We start from the raw sequence: 18,683 nt of genomic DNA on the forward strand, positions 1-18,683 counted from the left end.
GCGGCCGCGCCGGCAACGCGCGGCCGCCTGCCTCGTATCACGCGGCTTGCAGCGCCATCCGCTCGCGCTGCTTGACGAGCGCGAGCACGACGTCGATCGCGGGCGTGGGTTCGCCGACCAGCCGGCCCATCTCCTGCACCACCGTCAGCAGCGGATCGATCTCCATGGGCCGGCGGTTTTCGAGGTCGACGAGCGTCGAGGTCTTGTGCGCGCCCACCGCGCCGGCGCCGTCGATGCGCCGTTCGACGTCCACGCGGAACTGCACGCCGAATTGCCCGGCAATGCGCTTCGCTTCCAGCATCATGGTGCGCGCGACGTTGCGGGTGGCCGGGTCGGAAGTGATGATGTCGAGCGTCGCGTGCGTGAGCGCGCTGATCGGGTTGAAGCAGAGATTGCCCCACAGCTTCAGCCAGATTTCGTCGCGGATGTTCTCGCGCATCGGCGCTTCGAAGCCGGCGGCCTGCATGATTTCGTGCAGCTGAACGAGGCGCGGCGTGCGCTCGCCCGAGGGTTCGCCGATGGGAAACTTCTTGCCGTACACGTGGCGGATCACGCCGGGCGCTTCGATTTCGGCGGCCGGATAGAGCACGCAGCCTATCGCGCGCTCGGGCGTGAGGCGGGTCCATTGCGAGCCGTCCGGGTCGATGCTGTCGAGCCGCGTGCCCTCGAATTTGCCGCCGTGCTCGTGGAAGTACCAGTAAGGGATGCCGTTGGTGCCGGTCACGATGGCCGTGTGCTTGCCGATCAGCGGCTCCATGGCGTCGATCACGCCGGCCACCGAATGCGCCTTGAGCGTGATGATGACGACGTCCTGCACGCCCAGCTCGCGCGGATCGGACGTGCAGCGCACGTTGGCGACATACTCTTCGTTATCCATAAGAAGACGCGCGCCGCGCTCGCGCATGGCGGCCAGATGCGGCCCGCGCGCGACGAAGCTCACGTCGGCACCCGCGCGCGCGAGCTGCACGCCCATCATGCCGCCTATCGCGCCCGCTCCAAAGATGCAGATCTTCATGGTGAAACCCCAATGACGTTGAGAACCGCTTGTCCGTCGCTGCTCCGTCATGCGCGGCGGGCGATGGTTCGAGCATAGGGGCGCGGCTCGATTATCGACAGTTAAAGTTTGTCGGTGCGATCATCAGGGAAAACTTATGGATGGGCGGCCGCCCGCAACCGGCCCGGGAATGGCCCGGCTTGCACGATTTTGGCGCGCACGCTTAAATAGTGCCCGAGAGGTGGCGCACGCGAGGGGCCGCAGGAGCGCGCGTCCATGCATGGCGAATCGTGACATCGAAAGGAACCGGAGACGTTCATGGGTACGAGCACCATTGCTGAACGCGAGGCGGCCGGCCGTGCCGTGCGCGAGCGTGTCAAGCGTTCCAGCCACCGGCATATCGGCGATCTCGGGCGCGATCCGCTCGATCTGCTGCGGCAAAACAGCGAGGGCCGCGTGCCGAACCTCGTGCCGCTGCGCTACGGGCGCATGCTCGTCTCGCCGTTCACGTTCTTTCGCGGCAGCGCGATCCTGCAGGCGCACGACCTCTCGCTCGTGCCGAATACCGGCATGGCGATGGAAATCTGCGGCGACGGGCATCTGATGAACTTCGGCGGTTTCGCCACGCCCGAGCGGCAGCTCGTCTTCGACCTGAACGACTTCGACGAAGTCGCGCTCGGCCCGTGGGAGTGGGACCTCAAGCGTCTCACGGCCAGCCTCGTCGTGGCCGCGCGGCATATGCGCTATTCGCGCGGCGTCGCGGAAGCGCTCGTGACGGCGGCGGTGACCACCTACCGCGACCGCATGTGCCAGTACGCCGAATTCGGCGCGCTCGATCTCTGGTACGACAGGATCACGTTCGACCGCATGGTCGAGACGGCGCTCACGCCCGAAGGCCGCCGCCTGATCCGGCGCGGCATGGAGAAGGCGGCGGGCCGCACCCATGAAAGCATGCTCGACAAGCTCGCCGAGCGCGACGCCGGCGGCCGCTGGACCGTGCGCGACACCCCTCCGGCGCTCTTTCACGTGCACGGGGCGAATACGCTGTTCGAGGCCGAGGACGACTGGTTCAGGATCGGCGACTGGCTCGAACTCGTCGAGCCCATGTACGACGCCTTCAAGAAGACGCTCGCGCAGGACCGCCGCGAGCTGCTCGATCACTTCGCGCTGCAGGACCTCGTCTTCAAGGTGGTGGGCGTGGGCAGCGTGGGGACGCGCTGCCTCGTCGCGCTCCTGACCGATCACCACGACAAGCCGCTCTTCCTGCAGATCAAGGAAGCGCGCCGGTCCGTGATCCAGCAGTTCTACAAGTCGCCGGCGTTCCGGCACGAGGGGGCGCGCGTCGTGCAGGGCCAGCGGCTCCTGCAGGCGGCGAGCGACATCTTCCTCGGCTGGTCCACGGGGCCCTCGGGGCGTCACTTCTATTTCCGGCAGCTGCGCGACATGAAGCTTTCGGTCGAACTGGAACTGCTCGACAGCACCCTGCTCGAAGGCTACGCGCGCCTGTGCGGCTGGGCGATGGCGCGCGCGCACGCGAAGTCGGGCAACACGGCTATCGAGATCGCCGCGTATATCGGCCGCCACGACCAGTTTGCCGAGGCGCTCGTGGGCTATGCGTTTGCCTATGCGGACCAGGTCGAGCGCGACTACGACCTGTTCCTGAAGGCCGTGCGCGGCGGCAAGCTTCTGGCGCGCAGCGACGAGGACATGGCCGCCGATTTCCGGGTCTGACGAGACCGCGCGTAGCCATGCGTCTGCGCCGCGTCTCGCAGATTTGCCTTCTCCGCTAAACCACAGGCAAGGAACTTCATCATGAACGAATCCCAGACCGCTTCGCCGCGCAAGGTTGCGCTCGTCACGGGCGCGGGCAGCGGCATCGGGCGCGCCTGCGCGCGCAGGCTGCTCGCGAACGGCTTTACCGTGGTGCTGGCGGGGCGGCGCGCCGAACCGCTGCGCGCGCTGGCCGACGAAGCCGCGGCGGCCGGCCAGACGGCGCTCGCGGCGCCGTGCGACGTGACCGACGCCGCGGCCGTCGACGCCCTCTTCGAGACCATCCGCGCGCGCTATGGCCGCCTCGATCTGCTGTTCAACAATGCGGGGCGCAACGCGCCGCCCGTCGACATCGACGAGATCGACGTGGCCGACTGGCGCGCCGTGGTCGATACGAACCTGACCGGCGTGTTCCTCTGCACGCGCGGCGCGTTCGGCCTCATGAAGCGGCAGACGCCGCGCGGCGGGCGCATCATCAACAACGGATCGATTTCGGCGCACGCGCCGCGCCCGCACAGCATTGCCTACACGGCGACGAAGCACGCCATCACGGGGCTCACGAAGTCGGTTTCGCTCGACGGGCGCCGCTACGACATTGCGTGCGGGCAGATCGACATCGGCAATGCCGCCACCGAAATGGCCGAGCGCATGGCTCGCGGCGTGCCGCAGGCGAACGGCGAGATCGCGGTCGAACCGCTCATGGACGTCGAAAGGGTGGCCGATGCGGTGCTGCAGATGGCGCAGCTGCCGCTCGAAGCGAATATCCAGTTCATGACGATCATGGCCACGAAAATGCCCTTCGTCGGCCGCGGCTAGGTAAGGCGGCGCATCCTGCGGCGGGGAGCGGCGCGCTCCGGCGAGGTTGCGCGGGCTCTCGTATACTGGACGCCGATCCGCCCCGACGCGCCCCGACGCCCGCACTCATGTCCAAGCCCCCGCGTCCCGACGAGGACCCGCGCCCCGAACCGCCCGAGTGTCCCGACAACGACGCCTGCTGCCACAGCGGCTGCGACCCGTGCATCTTCGATCTTTACGACGAGGCGCTAGACCGATGGCGCACCGGGCTGGCGGCGTGGGAGGCGCGCGAGGCCGACCGCCGCGCGGCGCGCCGCAAGCGCAAGCCCAACGTTCCAGCCAAGCCGTCATGACCGAATCCGTCCTGCCCGAACCCGCTCCGCCCGAATTCGTCCCGCTTAAAGCACCCGCGCTCGACGCCGCCGCGCTCGACGCGCTGCAGGCCTACGTCGAGCGCCATCCGCGCCTGTTCGTGCTGACCGGCGCGGGCATCAGCACCGACTCCGGCATCCCCGGCTATCGCGACGAAAACGGCGCCTGGAAGCGCTCGCCGCCCATCACGCTGCAGGAGTTTCTCGGCTCGCAAGCGTGGCGCCGCCGCTACTGGGCGCGCAGTCTGCTCGGCTGGCCGACCGTGGGCCTGGCGCAGCCCAACGGCGCGCACCGCGCGCTCGCGCGGCTCGAAACCGCGGGGTACGTCCGCGCGCTCGTCACGCAGAACGTGGACGGGCTGCACCAGCGCGCCGGCAGCCGCGACGTCGTCGAGCTGCACGGCAGCATCGGCCACGTGCACTGCCTCGACTGCGGCGCCCGCTATACGCGCGCGTCGATTCAGCCGCTGCTCGAAGCGAACAACCCCGAGGTGGCGGCTTTGATCGCCCAGCCCGCCGCCGACGGCGACGCCCATCTCGACTTCGACGGCAATCTGCCGTTCGCGGTGCCGGCATGCGCCGCCTGCGGCGGCATGCTCAAGCCCTCGGTCGTGTTCTTCGGTGAAAATGTGCCGCGCGAGCGCGAGCGCGTGGCGCAGGCCTCGGCAGCGCTCGACGAGGCGGACGCCGTGCTCGTCGTCGGCTCGTCGCTGATGGTGTTTTCGGGGTACCGCTTCTGCGCCTGGGCGCAGCAGCGCGGCAAGCCGGTCGCGGCCGTGAACCTCGGGCGCACGCGCGCCGACCCGCTCCTCGCGCTCAAGGTCGAGGCGCCGTGCGCCGCGGCGCTCGAAGCACTCGTCGAACGCCTCGGCATCGACCCGCAGTGAAATCCCGGACCACGATGAACGATTCGCAAACCAACCCACGCGACCAACGCGACTCGCGCCTGAGCGCACCCGCCGCCGAACGCAACGCCGCGCCGATCCTCGATGTGTTGCAGGCTGTGCTGCCTGCGCACGGCACGGTGCTGGAAATCGCGAGCGGCACCGGCCAGCACGCGGCGTATTTTGCCGCGGCGCTGCCGCATCTTTTTTGGCAGCCGAGCGACGCCGACCCGCGCGCCCGCGCGTCGATCGCGGGCTGGCGCGCGCAGACGGGCCTGGCGAATCTGCTGGCGCCGCTCGATCTCGACGTCATGCGCGAGCCCTGGCCGATCGCCGCGGCAGACGCGATCGTCTGCATCAACATGATCCACATCGCACCCTGGGAAGCGGCGCTTGCACTCATGCAAGGTGCCGGTACGCGGCTTGCTACGAGCGGCGTGCTGATGACTTACGGCCCTTATCGGCGCAGCGGAGCGCATACTGCGCCGAGCAACGAGGCATTCGATGCCGACCTGCGCGCGCGCAATCCCGCGTGGGGCGTGCGCGACATGGAAGCCGTGGAAACGCTGGCCGAAGCGGCGGGCCTCGTCTGCGAAGCGCGTGTGCCGATGCCCGCGAACAACTTCAGCCTCGTGTTCCGAAAGCGCTGAATCCGGGGGCCATGTGCAGGCATTCGCGCATCGCACCGGCGTTTCCCTTATGCTTGCACGATCGACGCCCCCGGGCGTCTCCGTCATTCTGAAGTGGAGTGGAGAAACAACATGAGCAAACAGCCAATCGGCGTGGTAGGGCTTGCCGTGATGGGCAGCAATCTGGCGCTCAACATCGAGAGCCGAGGCCATGCGGTGTCGGTGTTCAACCGTAGCCGCGAGAGAACCGACGAGCTGATCGCCGAGTACCCCGATCGCAAGCTCGTGCCGAGCTATACGCTGGAGGAATTCGTCGCGTCGCTGGAGAAGCCGCGCCGCATCCTGCTGATGGTGAAGGCCGGCGAGCCCACCGACGCCACCATCGCCGCGCTCAAGCCGCTGCTGGACCAGGGCGATATCCTGATCGACGGCGGCAACACGCATTTCACCGACACGATCCGCCGCAACCAGGAACTCGCGAAGGCGGGCCTGCACTTCATCGGCACGGGCGTTTCGGGCGGCGAGGAAGGCGCCCTGAAGGGCCCCTCGATCATGCCCGGCGGCCCGCGCGACGCTTACGACCTGGTCGCGCCGATCCTTACCGAAATCGCCGCCAAGGCGCCGGACGGCGCGCCCTGCGTCGCGTATATGGGGCCGGACGGCGCGGGCCACTACGTGAAGATGGTGCACAACGGCATCGAGTACGGCGACATGCAGCTGATCGCCGAAAGCTACGCGGTGCTCAAGCAGGTGCTGGGCCTCTCGAACGAGGAACTCGGCAAGGTCTATACCGAATGGAACCAGGGCGAGCTCGACAGCTACCTCATCGAGATCACCTCGAAGATCTTCGGCAAGAAGGACGAGGAGACGGGCAAGGATCTCGTGGACGTGATCCTCGACCGCGCCGCGCAAAAGGGCACCGGCAAGTGGACGAGCCAGAACGCGCTCGACATTGGCGTGCCGCTGCCGCTCATCACCGAGTCGGTGTTCGCGCGTGTGCTCTCTTCGCTGAAGACGCAGCGCGTGGCGGCGAGCAAGGTGCTCTCGGGGCCGGCTCACAAGCCGTTCACGGGCGACCGCACGGCCTTTATCGAGGCGGTGCGCCGCGCGCTCTATCTGAGCAAGGTGATCTCGTATGCGCAGGGCTTCGCGCAACTGCGCGCCGCCTCCGACGAGTACAAGTGGGATCTGCAGTACGGCACCATCGCCAAGATCTTCCGCGCGGGCTGCATCATCCGCGCGCGCTTCCTGCAGAAGATCATGGACGCCTACGCCAACGATCCGCAGCTGGCGAACCTTCTGCTCGACCCGTACTTCCGTGACGTCGCGGCGAACTACCAGGCGGCGCTGCGCGACGTGGTGATCCAGGCGGTGGCGGCCGGCGTGCCGGTGCCGGCGTTCTCGTCGGCGGTCGCCTACTTCGACGGTTATCGCTCGGAGCGTCTGCCGGCGAATCTCGTGCAGGCGCAGCGCGACTTCTTCGGCGCGCACACGTTCGAGCGCATCGACAAGCCCGGCAGTTTCCACGCCGACTGGGCCTGACGGCAGCGCAGCGCCGGCTGCGGTACGCATCTAAAGGCTGCATTGTTGTTGCGGTCTTTGTAGGAATTGAAAGGTGAGCCTTCGGGCTCACCTTTTTTATTGCCGGAATCGCAAAGGTGTTTTCCAAATTAAGGGTTTTCCCTATATCGGGTTTACTCCTACACTGTCATCACTCGCTGACGAACAGGGTGTTCCAAGCGAAAGAAAACAGACGGAGGTCCGATCATGAAGAAGCTTCTTCCCGCAGTTGTTGTTGCTGCCATGCTTGCCGCCCCGGCGATTTCGTTCGCCCAGTCGAGCCAGCAAGGCCTGACCCGCGCCGAGGTTCGCGCGCAGCTCGTCGAACTCGAGCAAGCCGGCTACAAGCCGCAAAGCGACCGTGTGAACTACCCGCAGGATCTGCAAGCCGCAGAGGCCCGCGTGAGCGCCGAAAAGCTGGCCAACGGCAATACCAGCGGTTACGGCGCACCGGCGGCCGGCACCTCGGAATCGGGCGCCCCGGCGCAGCCCACCCGCGTCACCCCGTAACAGTCAGGGTGCTTCGGCCACCGGGCAGTCCGGTTGGCCGGGGCAGCAGTACCGCCTGGAATTTGCAGTAGCCAGCTGTAGAAGTTGCACTGCCTCGTAGTGAAGTTCTCGCAGTGGCGGTAGAGGTGGCAGTCTCAAGCAGTAGCAGTGGTTGCCGTGCAGAAGTGAGTAGAAAGCTTGCAGTAGAGAAGTTGCAGTCTCAAGCAGCGGTAGTGGTTGCAGTGCAGAAGTGAGCAGAGAGAGCTTGCAGTTGCAGTAAAGAAGTAGCAGTACGAGCAGGACAGATGTTTGCTGTACCCGCAGTACGCAGTCGAGCGCGGCCCGGTCCAGAACCGGCCCGCGCTTTTTCTTTGCCGCAATCAATCCGCGCCTGGCCTGCCTCGCGCGGGCCGTCGCGTCGCTTTCAGCGTCCCGGCAGATGCGGCACGCCTTCGTTGCTGGTCACGCTGAGCTGATGGATCGTGCGGTGCGCCTTGTTCAGCTGCGCCTGGGCGGCGATACGCTGGGCTTCCAGCTGTGCCACTTCCTTGCGCACCTGGTGCTGGCGGCTCGTCACGCGGTGCTCCTGCTCCGTGTGCCGCTGCAGGTCCGTGCGCAGACGTTCCGCCTGCTCTTCCGATTCCTCGATCTGCCGCGTCAGTTGCTCGTTCTGGGCGATCAGCCAGGCGCGGCGCGTTTCGCCGTCCGCGAGACGCGTGGCCTGCTCTTCCAGGAGGTGAAACGCCGCCGCTGCGGCGTCGAGATCGGCGGCCTTCAGCGCGCGCCAGAGCAAGCCGTCCTGATGCAACGCCACGTAATAGCTCAGCGTGCGCGCGTGGAAAAGCAGGTTCACCGTGTAGTCGAAGCTGCGGAACACGCGGAATGTCGCGAGTTCGTTCGCGGTGGCGAGCGCCGCGAATTCAGCGCCGTCGGCGATCTGCACGGGGCGGCCGTTCAACTGCGACGGCACGACGGGCACCGCGCGCAGCGTGGGCACCGGGCGCACGGCGCTGCCCACCTCGGCTTCGAGCGCTTCGGACGGCATGTCTTCTGCAACGGTTTCGGCGGATGCCAGATGCCCTTTGTGCGACACGGCGACGAGGTGCGACGGTCCGCCCGAGAGCACGGCGTTACGGCGGTTCAGGAAGGTTTTCACGGCGTTTCCCCCAGAATGACACGCCTTCTTGCCGGCGGCCGGTCATACGCCTCGAAACGAGGCGAGCCGCCGGGGCAGGCGTGCTGTCAAAACGGGGCAGGCGGGGGGATGACAACCGCAGGCTGCCATCCGCCGTCCGCTCCGGGCTGGCCTTAATGCAGCAGGCGCCGGCGGCGTGCGATGTCGTCGAAGAGCGCACGGCCGGGCTCTAGCGCGAAAAGCCAGGTTTCGTCATAGCCGCTGAGCGTATCGAGCGCGTCTCGCAGGCGCTCCAGCACCACGGCCGGAATTTCGACGGTTGCCTCGACGCCGCCGGACAGGCGCGCGACGCTGGCATGCTGGACCAGCTCGTCCGCGGCCTCGGCCACGTCGGCCGCAAAAACAAGATGGTTGTTCAACAATTCAACGAGACCAGGTGACGCCGCAACGTCTTCGACACTGAGTTGCACGGAAAGGAAGGTGGCTTTGTTCATCCTCGGATTCCTCACGGACGTGGCACCGCAGCGAGAGACCTGGCATTGTTTTTCTGAGGCAGCACGAGGCAGTATAGGCGAGCGTCGCGACAAGTGAGAGCCGGCCGGCTCGACGTGGCCCGACAGGGGGCGCCTGACGGGGGACGAGAGGCGTCGGGCGATATAATGGGGGCCGTTCGCGAGGAACCAGCGAGGATCAGCAAGATGAATCGATACCGGCGAAACCCGGGCGTGGCTGCGGCATGGGCCGCGCTGACGCTCCTGATGAGCGCCTGCACGATGAGCCCCCCTTGGTCGGGCGAGCCGGCAGTGCCTGCCGCGACCTCGAACGGCGGCGTGCCCGCCGGCTATTACCGCGTCAATCCCGGCGATACGCTCGGCCGCATTGCCAATGCCTTCGGGCAGCGGTCGCAGGATATCGCCGGCTGGAACCAGCTGCCGCCCAACGCCTCCGTCGTGCCCGGCCAGGTGCTGAGGGTCGCGCCTCCTTCGGCCTACGCGCCGTCGCCCGTGCCGCCGCAGCAGCCTTCGGCGGTGCCGGGCGCGCCAGCGGCGGCGGGTGTCGCGATGCCGGCGCCGGTCAACGCTTCCCTCGCGCTCAACTGGCCCGCGCGCGGGCCGATCGTGCAGCGTTTCGTGCCCGGCCAGTCCACCGGCATCCTGATCGGCGGCTCGGTGGGCGAGCCCGTGAAGGCCGCCGCGGCGGGCCGCGTGGTCTATGCGGGCACGGGTATCGAGGCCTACGGGCCGCTCGTCATCATCAAGCACAACGATACGGTGGTGACCGCCTACGGTCACAACAGCAAGCTGCTCGTGAAGGAAGACGACGTTGTCGCGCAGGGCCAGCCCATCGCCGAAATGGGCCTCGATTCGCATGGCGTCGCGGGCGTGCAGTTCGAAGTGCGCAGCGGCGGCAAGCCGGTCGACCCGCTTCCGCTGCTGCCGCGCTAAGCCGCCGCGCCGGTCTCGTCCGGCGCGGGCGGTCGCCGTCGTGCGAGCGCCAGACACAAGGAGTCCTTAGCATGATCGATCTGCGTAGCGATACCGTCACCCGCCCGAGCCAGGCCATGCTCGCCGCCATGACGCGAGCCGAAACCGGCGACGACGTCTGGGGCGACGATCCCACCGTCCTGCGCCTGCAGGCGCGCGTTGCCGAGGAAGCGGGCAAGGAGGCGGGTCTCTTCTTCCCGAGCGGCACGCAGAGCAATCTTGCCGCGCTGATGGCCCACTGCGCGCGCGGCGACGAATACATCGTCGGGCAAGCGGCGCACACCTACAAATACGAAGGAGGCGGTGCCGCCGTGCTCGGCAGCATCCAGCCGCAGCCGCTCGACAATGCCGAGGACGGCACGATTGCGCTCGAGCGCATCGCCGCCGCGATCAAGCCGATCGACGACCACTTCGCGCGTACGCGCCTGCTGGCACTGGAGAACACGATCGGCGGGAAGGTGCTGCCCGCGGCCTACGTGGCCGAGGCAACGCAGCTTGCCCGCTCGCGCGGGCTCTCCACGCATCTCGACGGCGCGCGCGTATTCAATGCGGCCGTCGCATCGGGCCAGCCGCTGAAGGCGCTGGCCGAGGGCTTCGATTCGGTCTCCATCTGCTTTTCGAAGGGGCTGGGCGCGCCGGTGGGGTCGGTGCTGGTGGGCAACCGCGCGCTGATCGACACGGCGCACCGCTGGCGCAAGGTGCTGGGCGGCGGCATGCGCCAGTCCGGCGTGCTCGCGGCCGCCTGCCTTTATGCGTTCGACCACAACGTCGCGCGCCTCGCCGACGACCACGCGAATGCCGCCCGGCTTGCCGCGGGTCTCTCGCAGGTCGGCGAGGTCAAGGTCATGTCGCAGGCCACGAACATGGTGTTCGTCCAGTTCCCGCAGATGCACTGCGCGCCGCTCGAAGCGTGGCTCAAGGAGCGCGGCATCCTCACGCAGATGCTCTATGCAGCGCGCTTCGTCACGCATCTCGATGTGTCGGCGGCCGATATCGACACGTTCGTCGAAGCCGTGAAGGCTTACTTCGCGAGCCGCTAGCGCGCTGCGGATAATCCATGCTTCAGGCGCGGCGCACCGCCCGGTGCGACGGCGCGAAGAGGCGTACACCGCTCACCACGCTCGCGGCGCCTGCGAACACGGCGCCGAGCGTCAGCGCGAGGGTGGGCCCGTGGCGTCCCGCGAGGCCGAAGCACAGTGCGACGAGCGCTGCTCCCGTGGTCTGCCCGATGAGCCGCGCGGTGGCGATGATGCCGCTCGCGCCGCCGCTGCGCTCGGGCGGCGCGCTCGACATGATCGCGCGCAGATTGGGCGACTGGAAAAAGCCGAAGCCCGCGCCGCAAATCGCCATGCGCCACACGATGGCTTCCACGCCGGGATGCGGCGCCATCAGCGCGAGCGAGGCCATGCCTGCCGAGAGGATCGCGAGCCCGATCGCGCCGAGGAGTCCGGGCGGGTAGCGGTCGGACAGCCGCCCGGCGATGGGCGCGGCGGCGGCCACGACCACCGACCAGGGCGTCATGAGAAAGCCGGTTTCCACCTGGCTGCGCATCAGCACGGTTTCGAAATAGAACGGCAGCGAGACGAACGCGAGACCCTGCGCCGCGAACGAGCAGACCGCCGTCAAGGCCGAAAGCGTGAACACGGGCCGCCTGAAGAGATCGACGGGCAGCATCGGCGCAGGATGGCCCGCTTCGCGCCGGATCAGCAGCACGCCGAAGACGAGCGCGATCGCCGCGGCGATGCCGACCACGCCGGCGCTCGCGCGCTGCGCCGATTCGCCGAGCGCGAAGATCAGCGCGGCGAACGCGACGACGTTCAGGACCGCCGCGACGGGATCGAAGGCGTGCTTCCCGGTGGCCGTGTGCGGCAGCGCCGGCAGTGCGAATGCGAGCGCGAGGGCGCCGAGCGGCACGTTGACCGCGAAGAGCCACGGCCAGGTGCCCAGCGAAAGGATCACCGAGGCGATGGTCGGCCCGATGGCGAACGAGACGCCCACCACGAGCGCGTTCATGCCGAGCCCGCGCCCGAGCCGGTGCGGCGGATAGAGGAAGCGGATCAACGCCGTGTTGACGCTCATGATCGCGCTCGCGCCGAGGCCCTGCAGCACGCGCGCGGCGGCGAGCGCGCCGAGCGTGGGCGAGAGCGAGCAGGCGAGCGACGCCACCGTGAAGATCGCGAGCCCGCTCACGTAGACACGGCGGTGCCCGACGATGTCGCCGAGCGCGGCGAGCGGCAGCAGCGTCGCGACCATGGCGAGCTGGTAGGCGTTGATGATCCAGACCGAAGCCGCGGGCGCCGCGTGCAGGTCGGCGGCGATGGCCGGCAGGGCGGTATTGGCGATGGCGGTGTCGAGCGTGGCGAGCGCGACGGCCAGCATCACCGCGGCCATCGCGCGGCGATTCTTTGCGGATATCGGTGCGTCGCCGTCGGACTGCACCTCGCGGGTCGCGGACGTGGTTTCGGGCAAGGCGGTCTCAGGCGGAAGAAAGGGGGCGGCGGCGCGCGGCGTGCCGATCTGCGATTGTTGCAGAGCACAGCGGATCGTGCAGGAAGCGTCCCATGGCGTGGGCTGACTGTAAGGCTGGCCGCGAGACGGGGCGGCGATCCGGGTCGATGGGTTCCGGCAATGCAACTAACGGCCTTTACCGGCGACCTTGGGCGATACGAATGCCGCACTGCGGCACGCCGCTTGCAACAGCGCCCCGTCCCATGGCGCGCCGCCGCAAGCGCCGGGAAAATGTCCTACTCTGCAAACTTGATCTGTGCTCGCGGCCCGGCGGATCGCTGCAGCACACCAACTCCGGTCGACAGGAGGTATCGATGACAGCCATAGGTCTGGAATTCGACCAGTTGAAGAACAGCGCCGAGGCGCTGCGCCGTTCCATTTCCAATCGCCTCATGTACGGCGTCGGCAAGGACGCCGTCACGGCGCGCCCGCAGGACTGGCTGCATGCCGCGGCGCTGGCCGTGCGCGACCGGCTCGTCGAACGGTGGATGGTCACCACGCGCCGGCAGTACGACCAGGACGTCAAACGCGTCTACTACCTTTCGATGGAATTTCTGATCGGCCGCACGTTTTCCAACGCGCTGCTCGCGCTCGGCATTTACGACCAGATGAAAGAGGCGCTGGCCGACGTCGGCGTGGACATGGAGTCGGTGATCGACTTCGAACCGGACGCCGCGCTCGGCAACGGCGGCCTCGGGCGCCTCGCCGCATGCTTTCTCGATTCGATGGCGACGCTCGGGATTCCGGGCTTCGGCTATGGCATCCGCTACGACTACGGCATGTTCCGGCAGCAGATCGTCGACGGCGAGCAGGTGGAGGCGCCCGATTACTGGCTGCACGCCGGCAATCCGTGGGAATTTCCGCGGCCCGAGGTGCAATATCACGTGCACTTCGGCGGGCGCACGGTGCAGCGCAACGGCACGGTCGAATGGATCGACACGCAGCACGTCAACGCGATGGCCTACGACACCGTGATTCCCGGCTACGCCACGAGCGCGACCAACACGCTGCGCCTGTGGTCCGCCCGCGCGGACGAGGAGCTCGACCTTTCCGCCTTCAACCGGGGCGACTATCAGCGCGCGGTGGAAGCGCGCAACGAGTCGGAGAACGTCTCGCGCCTGCTCTATCCCGACGATTCGACCATGGCCGGCCGCGAGCTGCGCCTGCGCCAGGAGTACTTCTTCGTCTCGGCCACGATGCAGGATCTGATCCGCCGCTACCTGCGCACGCACAGCACGTTCGGGCGCTTCTCCGACAAGGTGGCGGTGCACCTGAACGACACGCACCCGGTGCTCGCCATCCCCGAGCTGATCCGTCTGCTAGTGGACGTGCACGGCATGCCGTGGGACGAAGCCATGCGCCATGTCGGCCGCGTGTTCTCGTACACGAATCACACGCTGATGCCCGAGGCGCTGGAAACCTGGGATATCGAACTATTGGCGCGCCTGCTGCCGCGCCACCTCGAAATCATCTTCGATATCAACGCGACCTTTCTGCGCGAGGCGAACGAACAGGGCGCGCACGACCTCGACATGATCCGCCGCATCTCGCTCGTGGACGAATACGGCCCGCGCCGCGTGCGCATGGCCTATCTCGCGATCGTGGCGAGCCACAAGGTCAACGGCGTTTCGAAGCTGCATTCGCAGCTCATGCAGCGCGACATCTTCGCCGACTTCGCGCGCCTCTTTCCCGAGCGCTTCACGAACGTCACGAACGGCATCACGCCGCGCCGCTGGCTCGCGCAGGCGAACCCGCCGCTCGCGCGGCTGATCGACGAAAGCATCGGCACGGGCTGGCGCAGCGATCTGCTCGAGCTTCACGGCCTGCGCAAGCTGCGCGGCGACGCTTCGTTCGAAGCGGCGTTTCGCGCGGCCAAGCGCAGCAACAAGGTGCGGCTCGCGCAGCGCATTGCTCAGCGTCTAGGGGTGACGGTCGACCCGGACGCGCTCTTCGACATGCAGGTAAAGCGCATTCACGAATACAAGCGGCAGCTGCTAAACGTGCTGCATGTGATCGTGCGCTACAACCGCATCGTCGAGAACCCGCAGCGCGACTGGGTGCCGCGCGTGGTGGTGTTCGCGGGCAAGGCCGCGTCGGCTTACCGCATGGCCAAGATGATCATCCGGCTCATCAACGACGTGGCCGCGAAGGTGAACAACGACCCGCGGGTGGGCGACCGGCTCAAGGTGGTGTTCGTGCCCAATTACGGCGTGAGCGTGGCCGAGGTGCTGATTCCGGCGGCGAATCTTTCCGAGCAGATCTCGACGGCGGGCACGGAGGCTTCCGGCACCGGCAACATGAAGCTCGCGCTCAACGGGGCGTTGACGATGGGCACGCTGGACGGCGCGAACGTCGAGATCGGCGAGGCGGTGGGGCCGGAGCACATCTTCATCTTCGGCCATACGTCGGACGAAGTGGATGCGCTGCGCGCCACGGGCTACCGGCCGCGCCAGATCTACGAGGAGAACGCCGAGCTGCGCACCGCGCTCGACCAGATCCGCACGGGCTTCTTCTCGCCGGGCGACCCGGCGCGCTTCACGGAAATTTTCCACACGCTCGTGGACTGGGGCGACCACTACCTCGTGCTTGCCGATTTCGCGGCCTTCGTCGCCGCGCAGGAAGCGGCCGACCGGCGCTTTCTCGACGTGCCGGGATGGACGGCGAGCTCGATCGAGAACGTGGCGGCGATGGGGCCGTTCTCGTCGGATCGCGCGATTGCCGAATACGGGCGCGATATCTGGCACGTCAAGCCGATCGATCTGGGCTGACGCGCTGGCTGCGTTCCTGCCGGGCTTCGTGTCGGGTCAGTGCGCGGCCCGGTCCGCGATTCAATGCGCCGGGCTGCGCGCGGCCGCGTCAGGGCGGCCCGCCATGGCGAGGCGCACGACCTGCTCGACGCGTTCGGCAAAACCGCGGTCGAGGCTCGTCAGCGCCTCGCGCCGCTCGCCCCCCATCACGACGATCAGCCGGTGCGTGACGTCCTGCGTGAACCACGCGATCAGCCCGACCACGAACAGCATCACCCCGCAGACGAGCCCGCCACCGGAACCGTGAAGGCCGCCCCATGCGCCGAGCACGACGCCGGCTGCCGAGAGCGCGACCGGCAGGATGCGGTTGCGGCGCCCGGTCACGACCTGCACGTCCTCGATGTCGCGCAAGGCGAAGACCTGGCCCGCGACGGAGAGCGCGTTGCGCGTGACCGATACGCCGGCTTCGTTGAAGGGGAGTTCCATCGATGAGAAAGCTGCGAAGGGAAAGGGCGCAGCGTACCAGAAGCGCGTGCGTCGCGCCCGGCGGCGTGACGCCGCAAAGGAAACGGGGCATCCTGCCGGATGCCCCGTCGGCACGTGGCGCCCGCCCGCGTCGCGGACCGGCGCCTGGCCGTTGCTGGCCTGCCTAGAACTTGACGCGCATGCCGACGTGCACGGCGACCTGATTCTGCGAGCCGGAGCCCGAGGGCTGGAAGATGCTCGAGTTCGAGTCGCCGATCTGCGCCTGCACCGGCGCGCCCTTGTACGAGCCCGACGCGTCCTGGTAAGCGACGGCCAGGTAGACGTCCGTGCGCTTGCTGAGCAGGTAGTCGACGGCGGCGTCGACCTGGTTCCAGTGCGCGCCGAAGAGACCCGAGGCACGCGAGTACGTATAGCCGAGCTGGCCCGAGAGCGCCGGCGTGAACGTGTACTTGCCGCCCACTTCGTAGGCGTTGTACAGGTAGGACGAGGAGGCGATCTGCGAGAGCAGCGTGTTCGTCCAGAGGGCCCACACGGTGGCCGGGCCGAGCGCGTAGCGGCCGCCCACGCCGAACGTGCGCAGGTCCTTCAGCGCGCCACCAATGCCGGCGATGGTCGTCGTGAAGGCGGGCGAGGCCGCGCCGGGGTAGGTGATATCCGTGTAGGCGGCGCCGAGGCCGAACGGGCCGTAGGCGTAGTTCGCGCCGAAGCTGTACGTGCGCGACGAAGCTTCCGCGGAGGTGGTGGGTGCGCCGGCGAACGAAGTCGTGTTCGAGAAGCCGTACAAGCCGCCGAAGGTCAGGCCTGCGAAGTTTACGCTCGAGAACTTGACCGAGTTGTCGATGCGGCTCGACGTCAGCTGGTCGATATCGTTGAAGTGATAGGCCCAGTTGCCCACGGCCGTGTTGCCGCCGTTCGAGTAGTAGCCGCCGAGGTAGTCCGTGCTGAACGAGTATTGACGGCCGAACGTGAGCGAGCCGATCGTGTTTTGCGTCAGGCCGACGTAGGCCTGGCGGCCGAACAGCGTACCGCCCTGGCCTGCTGCGCCCGTGCCGCTGACGAAACCGTTTTCGAGCACGAAGATGGCCTGCGTGCCGCCGCCCAGATCTTCCGTGCCGCGCAGGCCCCAGCGGCTGCCCTGCGCGACCCCGTCGCCGTAGCCCCAGTAGCTGCTGCTTCCGCCCGTGGCGTTCTTGATGTGGCTGTTGTAGCTGATACCCGCGTCGATCAGGCCGGACAGCGTGACGCTGCTTTGCGCATGCGCCCCGCCCGCGACCGAGGCAAAAACGGCGGTGGTCAAAATTTTCTTCAAAACATTCTCCGGATTGAGGAAAGATTCGAATGCCCCGTTTCTGGCGGACAGGGTCATGCGACGCGCTGAAATTTAAACATCAATCGCGAAAGGTATGTGGCATTATTTTAATATTACTGATATGTCTTATTTATGTTGCATAAATAAGACATCAGCCTTGAACGCCTTTTGTGGCGGGGATTTTAGCGATTCGTCGCGCGCCTCGAATGGCCGTCCAGACGCTCTTTTTCAGCTTTTAATCTTTCAATATGAAAATTTGTTCATTGAGCGTTTAAGTTTCGTCCGGCCGGTCTTGATGCGGAGTGCGAAGTATTGGGGAGGGTCGCCGGAGCGGCGCGAAGCCGGCTCATGCAGCCGCATGAGCCGGATGGACAGACGGATTAGAGCGACAGGAGCGAGCCGCTGCGGATGGGCCGGTCTCCCGCGATGTGGGCCACTTCCATGCCCGCCGTCGCGAAGCGCGCGCTGTGCCGCGCGTACATCACGCCGCTCACGGTGCTGTTCAGCGTGAGCACTTCGTCGGTGAGCGGGTTGACGATGTCGGCCACGGGCGCGCCGGCCTCGATCCAGGCGCCGGTATCGGCGCGAAACACGATCACGCCGCTGGCGGGCGCGACGATCGGCTCGGTGCCGGCGAGCGGCGTGGCCGGAAACGCCAGCGCCGGCAGCGGCGCCGGGGTGCCCTCGATCACGCCGCGATGGATCAGGTAATCGACGATGCCTTGCGCGTCGTGCTCGGCGAAGTCGTGCGAGACGTCGCGCTGGCTGCGCAGCTCCACCGTCACGGAGATGGCGCTGTGCGGAATCGGGAAGCGCTTGCCGAAGCGCTCGCGCAACTCGGTCCAGCAGAAGCTGTGAATCTCGTCGAACGGGTTGCCGATCGAGTTCAACGCGAGGAGCGACGCCTTCGCGTCGAGATAGCGCGCGAGCGGCTCGACGTCGGGCCACAGCTCGGGGTTCGTATAGAGGTGCAGCGCCGCTTCCCAGTCGCAGTGCAGGTCGAGCACGATGTCGGCATCGTAGGAGAGGCGCTGCAGCGCGAGACGCTGCGAATCGAGCTCGTTCTTCGGCTTCTGGGCGGCGAGCGCCTCGCCCATGGCCGCGCGGATGGCCCGGCGGTTGGCGTCGGCGTCCGGGCCGAGGCGTTCCTCGATGGCGGGCAGCACGAGCGCCGTCAGGTCGTAGAAGTTGCGGTTGAAGTTCTGCGCCGTGTTCGATTCGAAGCGCCCGACGAGATGGCCGAGCCACTGCTGGTTCAGGCCGATCGGATTGGCCACCGGCACCACGACGATCTCGCCGCGGATGCGGCCGGCCGCTTCGAGCGCGGCGAGCTTGCGCCGCAGCGCCCAGGCGGCGAGCATGCCCGGCAGTTCGTCCGCGTGCAGCGAGGCCTGCACGTACACCTTCTGGCCGCCGCCCGTGCCGTAGTGAAAGCTCGTGATCTGCCGGGCGGTGCCGAGGGCGGGCGCTATCAACGGATGGTTCTGGGTACGCATGTGGGAGACGCGCGCTGCGGCAGGCC

17 protein-coding genes are annotated in these 18,683 nt (G+C 67.4%); 10 read left to right on the forward strand and 7 right to left on the reverse strand.

What is annotated here, in order from left to right; genetic code table 11:
- Positions 1–37: 37 nt before the first annotated feature.
- Positions 38–1,015: a 2-dehydropantoate 2-reductase gene (locus tag BAC01S_RS12180; protein ID WP_027795012.1), complete on the reverse strand. Its 978-nt coding sequence runs from the start codon at positions 1,013–1,015 to the stop codon at positions 38–40.
- Between the two features lie 297 nt (positions 1,016–1,312).
- Here BAC01S_RS12180 and BAC01S_RS12185 point away from each other — a divergent pair, with 297 nt between their 5' ends.
- The 7 genes from BAC01S_RS12185 to BAC01S_RS12215 all read left to right on the forward strand — a co-directional run bounded on the left by BAC01S_RS12185 (position 1,313) and on the right by BAC01S_RS12215 (position 7,513).
- Entirely contained in the window at positions 1,313–2,725 is a 1,413-nt protein-coding gene (locus BAC01S_RS12185) for a DUF2252 domain-containing protein (protein WP_027795013.1), read from the forward strand.
- An 81-nt stretch (positions 2,726–2,806) separates the two neighbouring features.
- Positions 2,807–3,580 carry an SDR family oxidoreductase gene (locus tag BAC01S_RS12190; RefSeq protein WP_027795014.1) on the forward strand — a complete coding sequence of 258 codons (774 nt, stop codon included), beginning with the start codon at positions 2,807–2,809 and terminating at the stop codon, positions 3,578–3,580.
- A 107-nt stretch (positions 3,581–3,687) separates the two neighbouring features.
- The gene (locus tag BAC01S_RS31135; protein ID WP_043202036.1) at positions 3,688–3,912 is read left to right on the forward strand and encodes an oxidoreductase-like domain-containing protein; all 225 of its coding nucleotides are present in this window, start codon (positions 3,688–3,690) and stop codon (positions 3,910–3,912) included.
- Positions 3,909–4,817 carry an NAD-dependent protein deacetylase gene (locus BAC01S_RS12200; protein WP_027795015.1) on the forward strand — a complete coding sequence of 303 codons (909 nt, stop codon included), beginning with the start codon at positions 3,909–3,911 and terminating at the stop codon, positions 4,815–4,817. The genes BAC01S_RS31135 and BAC01S_RS12200 overlap by 4 nt, the downstream gene beginning before the upstream one ends.
- A 14-nt stretch (positions 4,818–4,831) precedes the next feature.
- The gene (locus tag BAC01S_RS12205) at positions 4,832–5,464 is read left to right on the forward strand and encodes a DUF938 domain-containing protein (RefSeq protein ID WP_043202038.1); all 633 of its coding nucleotides are present in this window, start codon (positions 4,832–4,834) and stop codon (positions 5,462–5,464) included.
- A 111-nt stretch (positions 5,465–5,575) separates the two neighbouring features.
- The gene (gene gndA / locus BAC01S_RS12210; protein ID WP_027795017.1) at positions 5,576–6,985 is read left to right on the forward strand and encodes an NADP-dependent phosphogluconate dehydrogenase; all 1,410 of its coding nucleotides are present in this window, start codon (positions 5,576–5,578) and stop codon (positions 6,983–6,985) included.
- Between the two features lie 225 nt (positions 6,986–7,210).
- On the forward strand, positions 7,211–7,513 hold the full coding sequence (locus BAC01S_RS12215) for a DUF4148 domain-containing protein (protein WP_027795018.1): 303 nt from the start codon (positions 7,211–7,213) through the stop codon (positions 7,511–7,513).
- Positions 7,514–7,916: 403 nt separating this feature from the next.
- Here the strand turns inward: BAC01S_RS12215 and BAC01S_RS12220 are convergent, their stop codons facing one another.
- Entirely contained in the window at positions 7,917–8,648 is a 732-nt protein-coding gene (locus BAC01S_RS12220; RefSeq protein WP_027795019.1) for a DUF2968 domain-containing protein, read from the reverse strand.
- A gap of 152 nt (positions 8,649–8,800) precedes the next feature.
- Positions 8,801–9,121 (reverse strand): hypothetical protein, encoded by a 321-nt coding sequence (locus BAC01S_RS12225; RefSeq protein ID WP_027795020.1) that lies wholly within the window; start codon positions 9,119–9,121, stop codon positions 8,801–8,803.
- Between the two features lie 204 nt (positions 9,122–9,325).
- Between BAC01S_RS12225 and BAC01S_RS12230 the strand changes: the two genes are divergently transcribed.
- Entirely contained in the window at positions 9,326–10,072 is a 747-nt protein-coding gene (locus BAC01S_RS12230) for a M23 family metallopeptidase (RefSeq protein WP_027795021.1), read from the forward strand.
- A 71-nt stretch (positions 10,073–10,143) separates the two neighbouring features.
- Positions 10,144–11,151, forward strand: coding sequence for a low-specificity L-threonine aldolase (ltaE, locus tag BAC01S_RS12235; protein WP_027795022.1), 1,008 nt, complete (start codon positions 10,144–10,146; stop codon positions 11,149–11,151).
- A gap of 22 nt (positions 11,152–11,173) precedes the next feature.
- On the opposite strand, the gene BAC01S_RS12240 is transcribed toward ltaE, so the two are convergent.
- A complete protein-coding gene (locus BAC01S_RS12240) occupies positions 11,174–12,526 on the reverse strand; it encodes an MFS transporter (protein ID WP_027795023.1) in 1,353 nt (450 codons plus the stop codon).
- 407 nt (positions 12,527–12,933) lie between these two features.
- Between BAC01S_RS12240 and BAC01S_RS12245 the strand changes: the two genes are divergently transcribed.
- Positions 12,934–15,387, forward strand: coding sequence for a glycogen/starch/alpha-glucan phosphorylase (locus BAC01S_RS12245; RefSeq protein WP_027795024.1), 2,454 nt, complete (start codon positions 12,934–12,936; stop codon positions 15,385–15,387).
- Positions 15,388–15,447: 60 nt separating this feature from the next.
- Here the strand turns inward: BAC01S_RS12245 and BAC01S_RS12250 are convergent, their stop codons facing one another.
- The 3 genes from BAC01S_RS12250 to BAC01S_RS12260 form a co-directional block, all read right to left on the reverse strand.
- The gene (locus BAC01S_RS12250; RefSeq protein WP_027795025.1) at positions 15,448–15,852 is read right to left on the reverse strand and encodes a DUF6232 family protein; all 405 of its coding nucleotides are present in this window, start codon (positions 15,850–15,852) and stop codon (positions 15,448–15,450) included.
- 163 nt (positions 15,853–16,015) lie between these two features.
- Positions 16,016–17,218 carry a porin gene (locus BAC01S_RS12255; protein WP_043202043.1) on the reverse strand — a complete coding sequence of 401 codons (1,203 nt, stop codon included), beginning with the start codon at positions 17,216–17,218 and terminating at the stop codon, positions 16,016–16,018.
- A gap of 323 nt (positions 17,219–17,541) precedes the next feature.
- Positions 17,542–18,657 (reverse strand): succinylglutamate desuccinylase/aspartoacylase family protein, encoded by a 1,116-nt coding sequence (locus BAC01S_RS12260; RefSeq protein WP_027795027.1) that lies wholly within the window; start codon positions 18,655–18,657, stop codon positions 17,542–17,544.
- Positions 18,658–18,683 lie beyond the last annotated feature (26 nt).

Source organism: Paraburkholderia acidipaludis NBRC 101816 (assembly GCF_000684975.1).
In the GTDB taxonomy this organism is placed as follows: Bacteria; Pseudomonadota; Gammaproteobacteria; order Burkholderiales; family Burkholderiaceae; genus Paraburkholderia; species Paraburkholderia acidipaludis.

Excerpts from the sequence above, each read along its gene's own strand:
- BAC01S_RS12180 (WP_027795012.1), bottom strand. The coding sequence starts at position 1,015 with ATGAAGATCTGCATCTTTGGAGCGGGCGCGATAGGCGGCATGATGGGC.
- BAC01S_RS12185 (WP_027795013.1), top strand. The coding sequence starts at position 1,313 with ATGGGTACGAGCACCATTGCTGAACGCGAGGCGGCCGGCCGTGCCGTG.
- BAC01S_RS12190 (WP_027795014.1), top strand. The coding sequence starts at position 2,807 with ATGAACGAATCCCAGACCGCTTCGCCGCGCAAGGTTGCGCTCGTCACG.
- BAC01S_RS31135 (WP_043202036.1), top strand. The coding sequence starts at position 3,688 with ATGTCCAAGCCCCCGCGTCCCGACGAGGACCCGCGCCCCGAACCGCCC.
- BAC01S_RS12200 (WP_027795015.1), top strand. The coding sequence starts at position 3,909 with ATGACCGAATCCGTCCTGCCCGAACCCGCTCCGCCCGAATTCGTCCCG.
- BAC01S_RS12205 (WP_043202038.1), top strand. The coding sequence starts at position 4,832 with ATGAACGATTCGCAAACCAACCCACGCGACCAACGCGACTCGCGCCTG.
- gndA (WP_027795017.1), top strand. The coding sequence starts at position 5,576 with ATGAGCAAACAGCCAATCGGCGTGGTAGGGCTTGCCGTGATGGGCAGC.
- BAC01S_RS12215 (WP_027795018.1), top strand. The coding sequence starts at position 7,211 with ATGAAGAAGCTTCTTCCCGCAGTTGTTGTTGCTGCCATGCTTGCCGCC.
- BAC01S_RS12225 (WP_027795020.1), bottom strand. The coding sequence starts at position 9,121 with ATGAACAAAGCCACCTTCCTTTCCGTGCAACTCAGTGTCGAAGACGTT.
- BAC01S_RS12230 (WP_027795021.1), top strand. The coding sequence starts at position 9,326 with ATGAATCGATACCGGCGAAACCCGGGCGTGGCTGCGGCATGGGCCGCG.
- ltaE (WP_027795022.1), top strand. The coding sequence starts at position 10,144 with ATGATCGATCTGCGTAGCGATACCGTCACCCGCCCGAGCCAGGCCATG.
- BAC01S_RS12245 (WP_027795024.1), top strand. The coding sequence starts at position 12,934 with ATGACAGCCATAGGTCTGGAATTCGACCAGTTGAAGAACAGCGCCGAG.
- BAC01S_RS12250 (WP_027795025.1), bottom strand. The coding sequence starts at position 15,852 with ATGGAACTCCCCTTCAACGAAGCCGGCGTATCGGTCACGCGCAACGCG.
- BAC01S_RS12255 (WP_043202043.1), bottom strand. The coding sequence starts at position 17,218 with ATGACCCTGTCCGCCAGAAACGGGGCATTCGAATCTTTCCTCAATCCG.
- BAC01S_RS12260 (WP_027795027.1), bottom strand. The coding sequence starts at position 18,657 with ATGCGTACCCAGAACCATCCGTTGATAGCGCCCGCCCTCGGCACCGCC.